Below are 15381 nucleotides of genomic sequence, written 5' to 3'. Positions count from 1 at the left end.
AAGTTTTTATAATCGGTTTAGTTTAATTGGATAGGTTTTACCTGAAGCCCATTGTGGAACGTATAGATTTTCATCATCGTCAACTAGAACATCATGTGGGTTTCTAAAGGTTTTATTATCATAAATGGGTGCGGATAATACGCCATTAATATACTCAGGATTATTTCCTCCAGGTAAAGAAACAACTTTATTGTCTTTATCTAAAATGGCTATCATGCCATCCCAGTCATCCCATGTTTTTGTGACGATTACTGCAAAATAAATATTATCACCATGTATCACCGGACGACAGATTGAGCATCCTGGTAATTTTATTGTTTCAATGTGTTTTCCTTCCAAAGAGAACCGTTTGAATTCTTGACTTGCTCTAGAAGTAATTAAAAGTGTTGGTTTAGTATTATCTCTGGTATCTAATGTGATTCCATGGCAACAGTTAAATTTGTCTTCCGCTTCACCATTTCCTCCGAAATGACGAATGTATTCACCTTTGGCATTAAACTGAGTAATATAATTTAGGCCGTACCCATCAGCAACATAAAAATCACCATTTGGCATAATTGCTGTTTCAGTAGGTAAAAATTGGTCGTCACTTGTATAAGCACTAATTTCTTTTGGTCTTTTTATGCGCAGTATTATATTGCCTTTTAAATCTGTTTTGGTGACGGTATTTGTTTCTGGATCTGTGATTAATAGAAATTGGTCATTGCCTTCACCAGCAATTGAAAGTCCGTGCGCCCCAGGAAATGTGTTGCCCCAAGAATCTAATACTTTACCTGATTTATCATAAATAATGATGTTATTATTGTTGGCTCCAGTAGTGGTCATGAATATTCTACCTTGGCTATCTAACTCCATTTCATGACAATCGTTTACGGGAATTTTAGAAGGATTCTGTACGCCCCATTCTCTATCAACGGTATACTTAAAATCTCCGTGACCTATCATACGAATTACTATTTTTCAATTTGAAAGTTAAGCTAAAATTTCTTTTACCACATCACCATGTACATCAGTTAGTCTATATCTTCTACCTTGAAATTTAAATGTTAATCGTTCATGATCAACACCCAATAAGTGCATTAGAGTTGCCTGAAAATCGTGAACATGCACAGGGCGTTGTGCTATATTATATCCGAAATCATCTGTTGCGCCTAAAGTAAAGCCTTTTTTAATGCCTGCACCTGCCATGAATATTGTAAAACATTTAGGATGATGATCACGACCAAAATTATCAGGAGTTAGTTTGCCTTGAGAGTAATTTGTTCGGCCAAATTCACCACCCCAAATTACCAAAGTATCTTCAAGCATACCACGCTGCTTCAAATCTGTTATTAAAGCCGCCGTTGCTTGGTCTGTTTCTTTACATTGTCCTTTAATAGCATTTGGTAGGTTACCATGTTGATCCCATCCTTGATGATATAATTGAATAAATTTTACATCACGTTCTGCAAGTCTTCGCGCCAATATGCAGTTTGCAGCATAGGTGCCTGGTTTGCGACTATCTTCACCATACATGGCGTACGTGGCATCTGATTCGTCTTTTGTGTCCATTATTTCAGGTACTGAGGTCTGCATTCGAAAAGCCATTTCATATTGGGCCATCCGTGCAAGTATTTCAGGATCACTTAAATCTTCATGATTTAATTGCTCTAGTTTTTGAAGGTGATCTAATTGTTCACGCCTACTTTTACCGTCAATACCTGGTGGATTCGTTAAATATAGTACTGGGTCTTTACCAGATCTAAATTGCACACCTTGATGTTGTGACGGTAGAAATCCATTTCCCCATGACCTTGAATACAAAGGTTGACCAAATTTGTCTTTTGTCACTAATACTACAAATTCTGGTAGGTTCTTATTATCGCTTCCTAGTCCGTAACTCACCCATGATCCTATTGACGGTCTACCTGGTAATTGAGAACCTGTTTGAAAGAAAGTAACGGCCGGATCATGATTAATAGCCTCAGTGTACATTGATTTTATAAAGCACAATTCATCTACAATTTTAGATGTATGCGGCATTAAGTTTGACATCCATGCGCCGCTATCACCATGTTGTTTAAAGTCAAAAACACTTCCAGCAATTGGTAGTGTTGCTTGACCAGATGACATACCGGTTAATCGTTGTTCCCCTTGTACGCTTTTGGGTAAATCTTGTCCTTGCATCTTATTCAGCAAAGGTTTGTAATCAAATAAATCTAACTGTGATGGTGCTCCACTTTGAAAAAGATAAATAACACGTTTGACTTTAGCTGGGAAATGTGGTTGACCTAATGTACCTCCGCTACCAAAAGAATTCACCAATTTCTGTTTGTCGCCGGCAAATAAATCCATTGGGTCTAACAATGAAGCCATAGACATAGCGCCCATGCCCAATGTGGTCTTCGTTAAAAAGTCACGTCTTGAAAAGTTTTTTTTATGATCGTGCGTACACATATATTTAAAATTCAAATGTCAACAACAAATACCTAGTTAAAATACTATAAATAATTTAAGCCTGAATCTAGTATTTAACTAATTAGCGCTTCATATAAGCTTCATCATGGTTTAATATAGTATTGGCTACCATTGTAAGGGAAGCCGTTTGCGTGTTTATTAATGCCTTGCTTAAGTTTTTATTACCTACGGATAAAAGTTCTTGTATTTCTGATGGATTTTTTTGGAATCGTTCGTTTTGGGTATTGAATAAATCTGTTAGAATGGATGTTTCTTCTACCTTGGGTTGTCTACTAACTGCTAAACGGAAGCCATAAGCAATTTGTTCTTCTAAAGAACTACCACCTTCTCGTAACATGCGTTCTGCTAACATTTTTGCAGCCTCAACAAATTGGGTGTCATTCATTAATACTAGAGCTTGCAAAGGTGTATTGGTGTTTTCTCTTTTAATAATACATACTTCTCTTGATGGGGCATCAAAAGCAGTCATTGCCGGATGAGGAGAAGTACGTCTAATAAATGTATATAGTCCTCTTCGGTATAAACTATCACCTTCAGATTCTTTGTAGTTCAATAATTTGTGTGAAAAACTATTTTTTTCAATCCATAGATTTTTTGGTTGATAGGGCTTTACACTTTTTCCACCTACATGTTGCACTAGTAAGCCACTTGCGGCTAATGCGTTGTCACGTATCATTTCAGCAGGCAAACGGTAACTATTGCTTCTGGCCAAGTATATGTTGTTCGGGTCTTTTTTAGCAAGAATTTCAGATGGTTTTGAAGTTTGTCTGTAGGTGTGTGACATGACCATTGTTTTTAATAATGCTTTTACATCCCATTTATTTTCTTCAAAATCAACGGCCAACCAATCTAGTAATTCAGGATGGGTTGGTAAAGCACCTTGAACCCCAAAATCTTGAGGTGTTGTTACTAATCCTTCTCCAAAAATCATTTGCCAATAACGGTTAACAGTTACTCTAGCTGTTAAGGGATTATCTTTTGAGAATATCCATTCTGCAAGTCCTAATCTGTTCTTTGGTGTATTTTCTGGGAAAGCAGGAAGCACTTCCGGTGTATTGGCACTTACTTTATAAAGTCGCTGTTCATAGTCTCCACGGTTGTAAGCGTATGCTTGTCTCTTTTTAGGCATTTCTTCCATAATCATGACCTCCATTACTGGCATCATCAATTCAAGCCATTCACCTCTTAAACTTTTTAGATCTTTTTCAATTTCTTGTATTTCTGGTGCTTGTTCAATTGAATATGCTAATACTTGATCTTTTGTTGGTTCTGGTGAATCTTCAGAAGCTAAAAGTGAAACCTCAAAAGGAGTTAAAGTTTTGGAATATAAATAAATGTCATCTAAAGCACCTTTGAATATACCGTTTTCACCCGTAAAACTACGATAGCTTTTAGCAACTACTACAGGTCTATTTTCAATACCATGTACGGCTGATTGCAATGTTTTAATTGATTTATATAGATTGTTATAAGGTAACGTTGCTTCGGCTTTTTTCCCGTCAACATAAAGGCTTAGTCCTTCTGCTTTTCCTGACCCATCATACGTAAAAGCAACATGCTTCCAAGTATTGATTTTGATAGAATCTTTAGACCGAATTTGAATGTAATTGTGCGGTAATGAATGTATTAATCTTGCATTTAAGTGGTTAAGACTGTCTAAATACAAATCCCAACCGCTCCAAAAATTATTTTTTTGCCCTGAAGTGCCAATTAATTGTTGTGTTTTTCCTTTTTCTCGTTTGGTTGTGTTGAGCCAAAGTGCTCCTGAAAATTTATCATTTAATTCAAAATTCGGAGAATTTCTAAGATAAACTTCATCATACTCACCATTAAAAACAAATGCATTTCCTCGTTTGCCTTTTATAATTTCAGGAGATTTTGATGCGGTTACTTTTGCGTTATTGTCTACAATAAAATTGCTGCCATTTTTACTGATTTTATCTAATGGGTAATGGTCTATTAACTCTTTTTCGGTAATATTTGAAGGAATTTGAGCGATAAAAGAATCAAGATCTTGAAGTTCTTTTTTGGTCAATTTTAATTCACTTTCTTTTTGAGCAATCGATTTTTTAATTTTATTAAGTTTGGTTTCAGTGGTTTCATCTGGCAAACTCATTAATGGTCCATAATTGCCATCATCACCTGTCATACCCAATTCTTTAACATTATTAAAGAAAGCTGTCAGTTGAAAATAATCTTTCTGAGAAATGGGGTCAAATTTATGATCATGGCATCGTGCACACGCAACTGTTAAGCCCATAAGTGCTGTACCTACTGTTTCAGCACGATCCCAAACATAATTTAATCGAAATTCTTCTTCAATAGCACCACCTTCAGCAGTCATTGGATGATTTCTATTAAATGCAGTAGCAAGTTTTTGCTCTTTAGTTGGGTTTGGTAAGAGATCACCAGCAAGTTGCCAAGTAACAAATTGGTCATACGCTCTATTCTCTTTAAAAGAATTGATAACCCAATCACGCCAGGGCCACATTAAACGCCAACCATCTGCATGTAAACCATGTGAGTCAGCATAGCGTGAAAGATCCATCCAGTCTACTGCTAGGCGTTCAGCAAAAGCATCAGTAGCAAGCAAATTATCAACCACTTTTTCATATGCATTAGGACTCTCGTCTTTTAAAAAAGTGTCTATTTGTAATATAGTAGGAGGTAGTCCAGTTAAATCCATCGAAACCCGCCGTAATAAGCGTTCTTTATCCGCTTGCGGTGAGGGTTCTAAGCCATTTAAACTTAGCGTTTGCTGCACAAAATTATCTATTGAATTTTGAACAGGACTTTTTGTGAATTTTGGTTCTGGTATTTGTGCTTTAATGGGTTTGATAAAAGCCCAATGGTCTTTCCATGCAGCGCCTTGTTCTATCCATTTCACAATCATCGCTTTTTCAATAGCGCTTAAAGATAAATGGGCGTCAGGCGGTGGCATTTGAATTTCAGGATCATTACTTAAAATTCGCTGTATACTCTCACTATTTTTCGGATTTTCTGAAACAAAAGCACGTTTGCCACTTGGTAATTTTTTGAAAGCTTCTTCTTCAAGGTCAAATCGTAATTCAGCTTGTCTTGTATTATCATCTGGCCCATGACAATTATAACATCTATCTGAGAGTATAGGTTTAATATGAAAATTGAAATCAATAGTTTCGGGGAGCTTTTGATACGCAATTTCAACATCCTCAGGAAGATGCAAAGAGCATGATGTTAGTAGAAATATGAATATATACCCTAGCGTAAATTTAATTTTCATTCTTTAAGTAGTACGATTTTAAAATACTTCTTAAAAGATACAACTTATATGTAATTCTACTGCGTAGATAGTTCTGAATTTATATGGTGATTGACAAGTTTTTTTAGATTAAAAGAATATCTAATATTCGCTAAGACGTTAATCATAACTTTTAATTATTTTTGTCTCACCAATTTAATAATTGATAAATAGGGTTATTAGCTCAGTTGGTTTAGAGCGCTGCCTTGACAGGGCAGAGGTCACCGGTTCGAATCCAGTATGACCCACTTCAGCAAAGCTTCCGAAACTTCAGGAAGCTTTATTTTTTGGTTAAAAATTCTATCAAATAATTTTTTTTTAAAAAAAAGTGACTTCTTTAAAATGTTAGTGTCTTACTAAATAGAACGCATAAGAATACTGAATAATAATGTTGAATATTTCACAATTAGATTTTTTTACAATGCTAGGTATATTGACTTTTTTAATTGCATTATGTATGATTTTACCATCATTCTTTATCCTTAAAAATAAGGATAAGATAAAAGGACAATCAAATTATGTACCTGTATTAATAAAAAAAAAGTCTTTAAGAAACTAAAGAAATTGTTGGCCTAACTATATAAACACTAGCCAAGGCTAAACAATATATAATCAAAATAATATAAACTTATACTGGTATACGAAAGTTAAAAGTAAAGCGGTGTATTCGGAAATCAGAATTTATGTTCCCCCTAATTCAGATTACGAAATTTCCTCAAAAGTTTTGAGTTTTGGTTGTAAGAAGGGGCCTCATTTAATGAGGCTCTTTCTATTTGTAATGATTAGCTTAACTTAGTGTTAAGTTCAAAGTGACATTGTTATATCTATGGTGTCAAATACTATATAAGAAGTAACTAAACTTAAATTTGGAAACAACTCTTACCACTAGTAAACTTACCGATGAAGAACTTGTGCGTAATATCGTAAAGGATAATAATACCCTATTGTTCGGTGTGCTTTATGATCGTTACGCAACACGAATTTATAATAAATGTTACGGATTTTCAAAATCGCAGAAAGAAGCTGAAGACCTTACGCAAGACGTTTTTTTACAATTGTTTGTGAAATTAGCTAGTTTTAAGGAAAGGTCTAAATTTTCAAGTTGGGTGTATTCATTCACCTATAATTTTTGTGTTAATTATGTAAACAGAAATAGAGAACGAAAAATTAGTGATGCTTCAGATTCAATAACTGAGAATGAAGCCGGAGTTCAAATGTCTGATGATAATAGCCTTTATGAAATGAAGGCAGAGAAATTAAAGCAGGCGTTGACTTTGATAGATCCTGAAGAAAAGAAACTTCTTTTATTAAAATATCAAGATGATATTTCAATAAAAGAATTGACTGAGCTTTTAGAAATAAGCGAAAGCGCAGTAAAAATGCGGCTTAAACGGGCTAAAGCTCGGATTTTAGAAATTTATAAAAATTTGGATTAATGGAAGAACAAAAAAACAATCCGTTTGAGGAGTTGGAACGTTCAGTACATGAAGTTCCGGCAAATATGAAGAGTAAAGTAATGAGCGATATTGCAAATGCAAAGTTGGTTATGGAAATGGCTTCGCTTTTCACATGTAATATTAAATCAGCTATTAACGATTCTATAAAAACAAATAATTAAAAAATAAAATAAGCACTAATGGAACAGATGAATGATTGGACGAAAATGGCAACAGATACCCTAATGGGTATTTTGAGTGATATTGCTTCTGCCTTGCCAAATATCTTTGGAGCGATTGTAGTATTGGTCTTCGGATGGATTATTATTAAAGTAGTTCGTTTTGTACTAAAGAAAGTTTTTAAGGTAGCTAAGCTTGATGCAGTATCTGAGAAAATAAACGATGCTAAACTTTTTGGAGAAAGCAAGATTAAAGTTGATATCAGTAAAATATTATTGGCCTTTGTAAAGTGGATCTTAACCATGGTGTTTATCATTGTAGCTGCTGATATTATGAAGCTTGCAGTGATTTCTCAAGAAATTGCTAATCTACTCCGTTACCTGCCTATTCTTTTGAGTGCAATGGTGATTTTTATGATAGGTCTATTTGCTGCAAAGCTGATTAAAAAAGCCTTGTTAGGGGTTTTTGAATCTATGGGATTTAGTGGTGGTAAATTGGTGAGTTCTATCGTTTTTTATATTATTACAATTTTTGTAACCATTACTTCACTGAATCAAGCAGGTATTGATACCTCATTAATCACCAACAATTTTTCGTTAATTATAGGTGCTTTTTTATTAGCATTTGCGCTGGGTTTTGGTTTAGGTTCAAAAGACGTTGTAACCAATCTTTTAAAAACATTTTATGCAAGAAAAACCTATGCTACTGGTGATAAAATTAAAACGAAAGATATAGAAGGTACTATTGAAAAGATAGACACTATTTTTATTACCATAAAAACTGAAAACGGAAAGGTAATCTTACCAATCAGTGAAGTGGTTGATACAAGGGTTGAGGTTAGCTAGAATATTTTGGACACTCTTAAGTAGTTATTTGGAGTTTTCGTTTTATTAAATAAAATCTAGAACTCTTTCTAGAGCCATGCCTCTAGAGCCTTTGATTAATATACTACTTGAAGGAAGTTTTGTTTTTGTTAAATAGACTTTTAAAGCTTCAAAGTTCTCTAATTTTTGAGTTTTAGTATCTGTATTGTAAAAGTTTTCGCCAACCAATAAAACCATGTCAAAAGACATTGAAGTAGCGACTTCAGCTATGTTTTGATGTTCTTTTTTAGCAGAATTGCCAAGCTCAAACATATCACCCAAAATGGCAATTTTATGCGCAGCTTTCATCGCCTTGAAGTTGTGTAGCGCTGCAATCATACTTGTTGGATTAGCATTATAGGCATCTAAAATAATTTGATGTCCATTCTTGTTGATTAATTGTGAACGATTGTTTTCAGGAATGTATGAGTGTATCGCTGCGCTAATATCCTTTGGGGTAACATTAAAAAATTTGCCCATTAAAATAGCCGCACAGCAATTGGTGAAATTATAGCTGCCCACTAGTTGAGACGTAATGATTTCATTTTCAAAACTTAGCTTTACATATGGGTCTGCACCTAAGAATTTTATTGTGTAATACTCATGTTGATCCTGACTAAAGCCATATTTTTTAACATAAGTACTTAGTTTTTGAAACTGAATTGAGTCGTCAGCATTCATAAATATAGCCTTGATGTTTTCAATTAGGTAGGTGTAGAGTTCGCTTTTGCCTTTAATAACACCTTCTTCGCCACCAAAACCTTCTAAATGAGCTTTACCAAAATTTGTAATGTAGCCAAAATCTGGTTCTGCCAATGTGCATAAAAATTCAATCTCTTTTTGGTGGTTAGCACCCATTTCAACTATTGCAATTTCTGTTTCTGGTTTAATTCGTAATAAAGTTAATGGTACGCCTATATGATTATTAAGATTACCAATAGTTGCTATAGTTTTATACTTTTTTTCAAGTACTGAATGAATCAATTCTTTTGTTGTCGTTTTTCCGTTGCTACCCGTTAGTCCAATTATTTTTGCTTGTGAATATTTTCGGTGATAGTTAGCTAGATTTTGTAGTGCTTTGAGCACGTCATGTACTAAAATAGTTTTATCATTTAGTTCGTAATCAGATTCATCAATAATAGCTAAAGTAGCGCCTTTTTTAATTGCTTCATTGGCATAAGTATTACCATTGAAGTTGTCACCTTTCAGTGCGAAAAAGATACAGTCTGCTGTAATCTTACGAGTGTCAGTACAAACTATAGGGTGTTTTAAAAATATATGGTGTAGCTCTGCTGTTGTCATTTATCAAAAAATTGTTACGAATGCTTTCAATTCAAAATTCAAAGCTACGAGTTTTTCTAATGAGATTTGGTCAAAAAAAAAGCGCCCCATTGGGGGCGCTTTCGTTTAAACTCGCTCTTGTAACCTACTCAAAAGCGAAACCAGTCGAAACCCTAAAAGCAAATGCGTAAAGCATTATGAAATAACTTGCTAGGCAAAACCATGAGAATGCCTTAAAATATTGTTTAACAAACCTAGAACCTAAGCCTTTGAATGCCTCTAAATAAATCTCTTTAATTAATAGTAAATTTTTTGTCATAAGAATTTATTTGGGATGATAATTCGTATTAAAATATATGTAACTGTTACATCACATTAATAGAAGGAAAAATCTTACTTTTTATTATAAAAAATCGATGTAATGTATGAAAAAAACGTTAAAATGTAAGCTATGGTCATGTTGTCCCTATAAATTTGTTTTTTATCGATTAATTTTGATAAGCTTTCGATGAACTGTAATTGAGCTTTTTTGGTCCTAAATATTCATTTGCTATCCTTTAACTAATAACCTCATTTCGAGGTTGAAAATGGCTCAGATAGAATGTAAAGTTCTGGCAATTGACTATAAACTAAGATTTTATGTAAGATTCGAATTTGGTAATTGGTGTTGAATGAATGCTAATTGGGATCAGTAGTGCTTTTAATAGGCTTATTTTAGAATAGCATGATTTATAATATGAATGCCACTTAGTCTCTGTGATGTCAAATTACTATGTGGTTATGCTAATGAATGTTGATAGAACTATTCATTGATGTTAAGTATCATTAGTAAACACAAAAAAGCCCTGACGATAAACGTCAGGGCTTAATTACCTTTTCTTAGCAATATTTATCTTGCCTTTTTCCCTCTAGGGGTTTTGTTTTTAGTTTTAGATTTTGAGCCAACTCTTGACATTGCACATCTAAACCCAATATAATCTGTTGCCATATATTGTGGTAAATAGCGTCTTTGTGCTGGATCTAACCAATAAGCTCTATCATTCCAAGCTCCACCTTTGAATACTCGTACTTCATCATTAATTAATGAAGTTCTGTTGTTAGAGTGGTCATATGTTCTTGTTAGTTTGCCTATTGAATCATACTCCACTTTGTGTTTCGGAGAGTCATACATTTTAGGTTGGTCTTCAGCATCATCTTCATCGCTAAAGCGATCAAAGAACCTTGAAGAACCTGCGTCACCATCTCTATATCCTCTGTTATCACTTGAGTCAAAATTGGTTCTTAAATAAGTTTCGTTTTCATCAACAGGAACCATTTTAATTTCTCCTGGTAAATTCATAGCTACTACTTTACCATTTGGCAATGTATCAAAGACTATAGAATCTCTTAAGATATTTACTTTTCCATCTTCGCCAATAGCAGTCTTCATATAAATGTTACCTCTATAGTAGTTGAAATCACTTATTTCATCATCAACAATAGGTCGGTATACATCAGCTACCCATTCGGCAACGTTACCAGCCATATCATATAGACCTAAATCATTTGGCTTGTACGATTTAACTTGAGCAGTAATATCAGCACCATCGTCTGACCATCCTGCAATTCCACCGTAGTCACCTTTACCTTGCTTGAAGTTAGCTAATTGATCACCTCTACCAACACGTTGTCCGTTTCTAGTATAGTCACCTTCCCAAGGATATTTTTTTCTTCCTCTATAATTATTGTATTCACGTGTGCCTTGATTTGCCTGAGCAGCATATTCCCATTCAGTTTCAGTTGGCAAACGATATTCTGGTACGATAACACCACTACTACGCTTAGCGTAAGTAGAAACACTATCCTTTTTCATTTTACCTTGTAAAGAATCTATCTGTCCGTTGTAAACAGATTCTGGTCTGTTTAAATAAGCTTCAGTACTAAACGTACCTTCAACTTCACCAGATACAGCTTGATATTTAGCATCTTTAGCTAAGTAACCTTCTTTCTCTAACATTGCTTCGTTAACACGGTCAGTTCTCCATTCTGCAAATTGAGTTGCTTGAACCCAATTCACACCTACTACAGGATATTCTGCATATGCTGGGTGACGTAAATAATTATTCGTCATGGTTTCATTGAAGCCTAAACGGTTACGCCATACCAATGTATCAGGCAATGCGCCTTTATAGATATTTGCATATTTAGGATTTTCTGGAGGATAAACACTCTTTAAATAATCAAGATATTCCAAGTACATAACATTGGTAACCTCTGTTTCATCCATATAAAATGATTGTACATGCTGTGATGTTGGAGTGTTGTTCCAATCATGCATTACATCATCTTGTACTTTACCTTTTGTAAACGTACCACCTTCAACAAATACAAGACCCGGAGCAGTTTCTTGCTCTTTAAAATCTGTATTGTACTGAAATCCGCCTTCTTTGGCATTGATTTTCCAACCGGTTGCTTTGGATACGTTTTTCGAAGAGCCAGAAGACTTTTTACAGCTGGTAACTGTAAAACCTCCCGCTATTACGGCACAAGAAAGTACAACTTTGATAAACTGTTTTTTCATAATTACGACTTGAGTTCAAACATGTGAACTACAGTTAATGAGTAGTTCGAGAATTGTGTTTTGATTAATTTTAAAGGTCACTTTCGGCTAATAAAACGATGAATTGGCTATAATATTTTATGGTGTTAAAAAATATTTACCGCAACTAGTTTGCTATAAGGCTAAAGTGATTTATTTCATCATTATTAATAACGATATAAAACACCATATAGTATTGTATATAGGTTTTCTTTTAGGTGGGTAGCTTTAATCGCTGACAGTCTACTATAAATGCATAGTATTTATTTGTCTCTTTATACATTAATCTACATAGGCGAATATATGGACTAATAAAAACGGTAAAATAATTTTGTACAGACATAAGATATCATATAAATGCACGTTTACATGTTAACAAGGGGTATCTGTATTACATTAAAATAGGTATACTTGTTCTATGTTTTTATGACCAATTAACTTTACTGATTTAAGATGAAGAAATTAACGATAATACTATTTTTGGTTTTTGCCATTAAATTATCTGCACAGAGTGAACAGCGTGTGATTACAACGGCAGTGCCGTTTTTAACTATTGCTGCTGATGCAAGATCTGCTGGTATGGGTGATATGGGAGTAGCAACTTCTGCTGATGCATTTTCGCAACAATGGAACCCTGCTAAATTCGCATTTGCAGAAAGACAAATGGGTATTGGTGTAAGTTATACACCGTACTTAGAAAGTATTATTACTGATATTTCATTATTAAATGCAAGTTTTTACAATAAAATAAATGAAAGAAGTGCTTTTGCAGTAGGTATACGTTATTTTACTTTAGGTGAAATTGAGCTGAGACAAAGTATTGATGATCCTGGTACTAGAGTTAAGCCAAACGAATTGGCAATTGATGGTACGTATTCGTTAAAACTGAGTCCAACATTTTCTATGGCCGTAGGCGGTAGATTTATTAGCTCAAACTTAAAACTACCACAAGACCCTTCTGTAGATTCACAAGGGGGTAGCACTTTTGCAATTGACGTTGCAGGTTATTATTATTCTCGCGAAAAAGCCTATAATAGTTTTGATGGAAGATGGAGAGCTGGTTTTAATTTATCCAACCTCGGTGGAAAAATTCAGTATGATGAAGGTGGTCAAGAAAATTTCTTGCCAGCTAATATGAAGTTTGGTGTCGGTTTTGATTTTATATTAGACCAAGACAATGTTATTGGGTTAACTACAGAATTCAATAAATTATTAGTTCCTACTCCTCAGGATTTTGATGGTAATGGTCAAATTGATGCAACAGATAATGACGAGTATCAAAAAATAGGTGCTTTTAGTGGTGTTTTTAAATCTTTTGGGGATGCCCCAGATGGTTTTGGTGAAGAATTAAAAGAGATGACTTGGGCTATTGGTGCAGAGTATGTTTATCAAGATGCATTTATGGTTCGTACGGGTTATTTTAATGAAAGTGAAGAAAAAGGTTCTCGTAAGTTTTTTACGTTAGGTGCTGGTTTTAGATTTAAAATGGCTCAGGTTGATTTATCATATTTGTTTGCTACATCTCAAGTTAGAAATCCATTAGAAAATACTTTGCGATTTTCTCTTACCTTTAATTTAGGGCAAGAGTATATTAATGAATAAATAAAAGAATAGATATTTATTAGACCCTGATGGTACTCCGTCAGGGTTTCTTATTTTTGAATAATACCTTATTGATTTATGCAAAAACGAAAATTAGTATTCGATTATAATTTGTTTGATTCAATTGAAGAACTTTCTTCTGTGCAACAAAAGTTAATGCATAGTGCTATTGCCGCTAGAAAAGATGCTTATGCACCATATTCCAAATTTCATGTGGGTGCTGCGGTGCTTTTGAAAAATGGTAAAACCGTAATAGGTAGTAATCAAGAGAATGCTTCGTATCCTGCAGGTGTTTGTGCTGAACGTGTTGCTATTCTATATGCCGGGGCAAAATATCCAGGTGTAGCTATAGTAGCTATTGCCATAACTGCAACTTCTAAAAATCATAAAGTTGATGCACCTGTTACTTCTTGTGGTATTTGTAGACAATCTATGGCTGAGTATGAACAAAAACAAAAAACACCTATTGAAATACTGATGATGGGTGAAATAGGGCAGGTTATTCAATGTAATTCTGTTTTGGATCTTATTCCTTTTGCCTTTGATAGTGCCTTTTTGTAGTAGTTTTAGTCACTTTATGATTTATCTCTAGAAAACCTTTTTAAAGCCTGTTTTTTTCTGAAAATTAATATGTATTTTTGTTTTTTCGTGTCAATTTTTGCTGCGGAATACTAGCATTTATAAAATTGGAATAAACAGGTGTAAATGGATAAGATAACAAAGGAAACATACCTTAAATGGTATGAAGATATGTTGTTCTGGAGAAAGTTCGAGGACAAGCTTGCAGCAGTATATATTCAACAAAAAGTTAGAGGTTTCTTGCATTTGTATAATGGGCAAGAAGCGGTATTGGCTGGGTCATTGCATGCAATGGACCTGACTAAAGATAGAATGATAACTGCTTATAGAAATCACGTACAGCCTATTGGTATGGGGGTTGATCCAAAACGCGTGATGGCTGAGCTTTATGGTAAAGTTACTGGTACTTCACAAGGTATGGGTGGTTCAATGCATATTTTTTCAAAAGAACATAGATTTCACGGTGGTCATGGTATTGTTGGTGGTCAAATTCCTTTGGGTGCAGGTATGGCATTTGGTGATAAATATTTCAATCGCGATAATGTAACTTTATGTTATATGGGTGATGGTGCTGTAAGACAAGGTTCTTTACACGAAACCTTTAACCTAGCAATGCTTTGGCAATTACCAGTGGTATTTATTTGTGAAAACAATGGTTATGCAATGGGTACTTCTGTTGCTAGAACATCACACTCAACAGAAATCTGGAAATTAGGTTTAGGCTATGAAATGCCTTGTGGACCAGTTGACGGTATGGATCCTGTTGCGGTTGCACAAGAGGTGAGTAAGGCTGTTGAAAGAGCAAGAAGCGGTGGAGGACCAACTTTCTTAGAAATGAAGACTTATCGTTATCGTGGACATTCAATGTCTGATGCACAGCACTACAGAACTAAAGATGAGGTTGAAGAATACAAGAAGATTGACCCAATTTCGCAAGTATTAGAAATAATAAATACGGAGGGTTATGCCACTGAAGATGAAATTAAAGAAATAAACAAGCGTGTAAAAGCTTTGGTTTTAGAATGTGAGAAATTCGCAGAAGAATCAGAGTATCCGCCAGTAAATCAATTGTACGATATGGTTTATGAGCAAGATGATTTTCCGTTTGTACAACATAAATAAAAT

General features: G+C 34.4%; 12 protein-coding genes and 1 tRNA gene. 7 read left to right on the top strand and 6 right to left on the bottom strand.

The features are described 5' to 3' along the window. Positions 1–6: 6 nt before the first annotated feature. The 3 genes from JQC67_RS00580 to JQC67_RS00570 all read right to left on the bottom strand — a co-directional run bounded on the left by JQC67_RS00580 (position 7) and on the right by JQC67_RS00570 (position 5719). A complete protein-coding gene (locus JQC67_RS00580) occupies positions 7–945 on the bottom strand; it encodes a 6-bladed beta-propeller (protein ID WP_203250923.1) in 939 nt (312 codons plus the stop codon). A gap of 27 nt (positions 946–972) precedes the next feature. Then, the gene (locus JQC67_RS00575) at positions 973–2436 is read right to left on the bottom strand and encodes a DUF1501 domain-containing protein (protein WP_238934420.1); all 1464 of its coding nucleotides are present in this window, start codon (positions 2434–2436) and stop codon (positions 973–975) included. An 82-nt stretch (positions 2437–2518) separates the two neighbouring features. Beyond that, entirely contained in the window at positions 2519–5719 is a 3201-nt protein-coding gene (locus JQC67_RS00570; protein WP_203250922.1) for a DUF1553 domain-containing protein, read from the bottom strand. Positions 5720–5910: 191 nt separating this feature from the next. Here JQC67_RS00570 and JQC67_RS00565 point away from each other — a divergent pair. The 4 genes from JQC67_RS00565 (at position 5911) to JQC67_RS00550 (ending at position 8198) form a co-directional block, all read left to right on the top strand. Next, positions 5911–5985, top strand: a tRNA-Val gene (locus JQC67_RS00565). 618 nt (positions 5986–6603) lie between these two features. Further along, entirely contained in the window at positions 6604–7173 is a 570-nt protein-coding gene (locus tag JQC67_RS00560; protein WP_203250921.1) for an RNA polymerase sigma factor, read from the top strand. Continuing rightward, a complete protein-coding gene (locus tag JQC67_RS00555; RefSeq protein WP_203250920.1) occupies positions 7173–7355 on the top strand; it encodes a hypothetical protein in 183 nt (60 codons plus the stop codon). Before JQC67_RS00560 ends, JQC67_RS00555 begins: the two co-directional genes overlap by 1 nt. 18 nt (positions 7356–7373) lie before the next feature. Continuing rightward, the gene (locus tag JQC67_RS00550; protein WP_203250919.1) at positions 7374–8198 is read left to right on the top strand and encodes a mechanosensitive ion channel family protein; all 825 of its coding nucleotides are present in this window, start codon (positions 7374–7376) and stop codon (positions 8196–8198) included. A gap of 45 nt (positions 8199–8243) precedes the next feature. Here the strand turns inward: JQC67_RS00550 and JQC67_RS00545 are convergent, their stop codons facing one another. The 3 genes from JQC67_RS00545 to gldJ all read right to left on the bottom strand — a co-directional run bounded on the left by JQC67_RS00545 (position 8244) and on the right by gldJ (position 12057). Further along, positions 8244–9518: a UDP-N-acetylmuramoyl-tripeptide--D-alanyl-D-alanine ligase gene (locus JQC67_RS00545; protein ID WP_203250918.1), complete on the bottom strand. Its 1275-nt coding sequence runs from the start codon at positions 9516–9518 to the stop codon at positions 8244–8246. A 124-nt stretch (positions 9519–9642) separates the two neighbouring features. Continuing rightward, positions 9643–9816, bottom strand: coding sequence for a DUF6747 family protein (locus JQC67_RS19160; protein WP_317198343.1), 174 nt, complete (start codon positions 9814–9816; stop codon positions 9643–9645). A 570-nt stretch (positions 9817–10386) separates the two neighbouring features. After that, a complete protein-coding gene (gene gldJ, locus JQC67_RS00540; protein WP_203250917.1) occupies positions 10387–12057 on the bottom strand; it encodes a gliding motility lipoprotein GldJ in 1671 nt (556 codons plus the stop codon). 471 nt (positions 12058–12528) lie between these two features. Here gldJ and porV point away from each other — a divergent pair, with 471 nt between their 5' ends. From porV to pdhA, 3 genes are all read left to right on the top strand, one after another. Then, positions 12529–13677 (top strand): type IX secretion system outer membrane channel protein PorV, encoded by a 1149-nt coding sequence (porV, locus tag JQC67_RS00535; RefSeq protein WP_203250916.1) that lies wholly within the window; start codon positions 12529–12531, stop codon positions 13675–13677. A 78-nt stretch (positions 13678–13755) separates the two neighbouring features. Further along, the gene (cdd, locus tag JQC67_RS00530; RefSeq protein ID WP_203250915.1) at positions 13756–14238 is read left to right on the top strand and encodes a cytidine deaminase; all 483 of its coding nucleotides are present in this window, start codon (positions 13756–13758) and stop codon (positions 14236–14238) included. A gap of 144 nt (positions 14239–14382) precedes the next feature. Then, on the top strand, positions 14383–15378 hold the full coding sequence (pdhA, locus tag JQC67_RS00525) for a pyruvate dehydrogenase (acetyl-transferring) E1 component subunit alpha (RefSeq protein ID WP_203250914.1): 996 nt from the start codon (positions 14383–14385) through the stop codon (positions 15376–15378). Positions 15379–15381 lie beyond the last annotated feature (3 nt).

The organism is Aurantibacter crassamenti (genome assembly GCF_016811105.1).
Lineage (GTDB): Bacteria > Bacteroidota > Bacteroidia > Flavobacteriales > Flavobacteriaceae > Aurantibacter_A > Aurantibacter_A crassamenti.
Note: the sequence above shows the minus strand (reverse complement) of the source record. Positions and strands in the feature narration are given on the sequence as shown.

Coding starts and splice junctions, on each gene's coding strand:
- gldJ (WP_203250917.1), bottom strand. CDS start 12,057: ATGAAAAAACAGTTTATCAAAGTTGTACTTTCTTGTGCCGTAATAGCG.
- porV (WP_203250916.1), top strand. CDS start 12,529: ATGAAGAAATTAACGATAATACTATTTTTGGTTTTTGCCATTAAATTA.
- JQC67_RS00550 (WP_203250919.1), top strand. CDS start 7,374: ATGGAACAGATGAATGATTGGACGAAAATGGCAACAGATACCCTAATG.
- JQC67_RS00545 (WP_203250918.1), bottom strand. CDS start 9,518: ATGACAACAGCAGAGCTACACCATATATTTTTAAAACACCCTATAGTT.
- JQC67_RS00580 (WP_203250923.1), bottom strand. CDS start 945: ATGATAGGTCACGGAGATTTTAAGTATACCGTTGATAGAGAATGGGGC.
- JQC67_RS00555 (WP_203250920.1), top strand. CDS start 7,173: ATGGAAGAACAAAAAAACAATCCGTTTGAGGAGTTGGAACGTTCAGTA.
- JQC67_RS19160 (WP_317198343.1), bottom strand. CDS start 9,816: ATGACAAAAAATTTACTATTAATTAAAGAGATTTATTTAGAGGCATTC.
- cdd (WP_203250915.1), top strand. CDS start 13,756: ATGCAAAAACGAAAATTAGTATTCGATTATAATTTGTTTGATTCAATT.
- JQC67_RS00575 (WP_238934420.1), bottom strand. CDS start 2,436: ATGTGTACGCACGATCATAAAAAAAACTTTTCAAGACGTGACTTTTTA.
- JQC67_RS00570 (WP_203250922.1), bottom strand. CDS start 5,719: ATGAAAATTAAATTTACGCTAGGGTATATATTCATATTTCTACTAACA.
- pdhA (WP_203250914.1), top strand. CDS start 14,383: ATGGATAAGATAACAAAGGAAACATACCTTAAATGGTATGAAGATATG.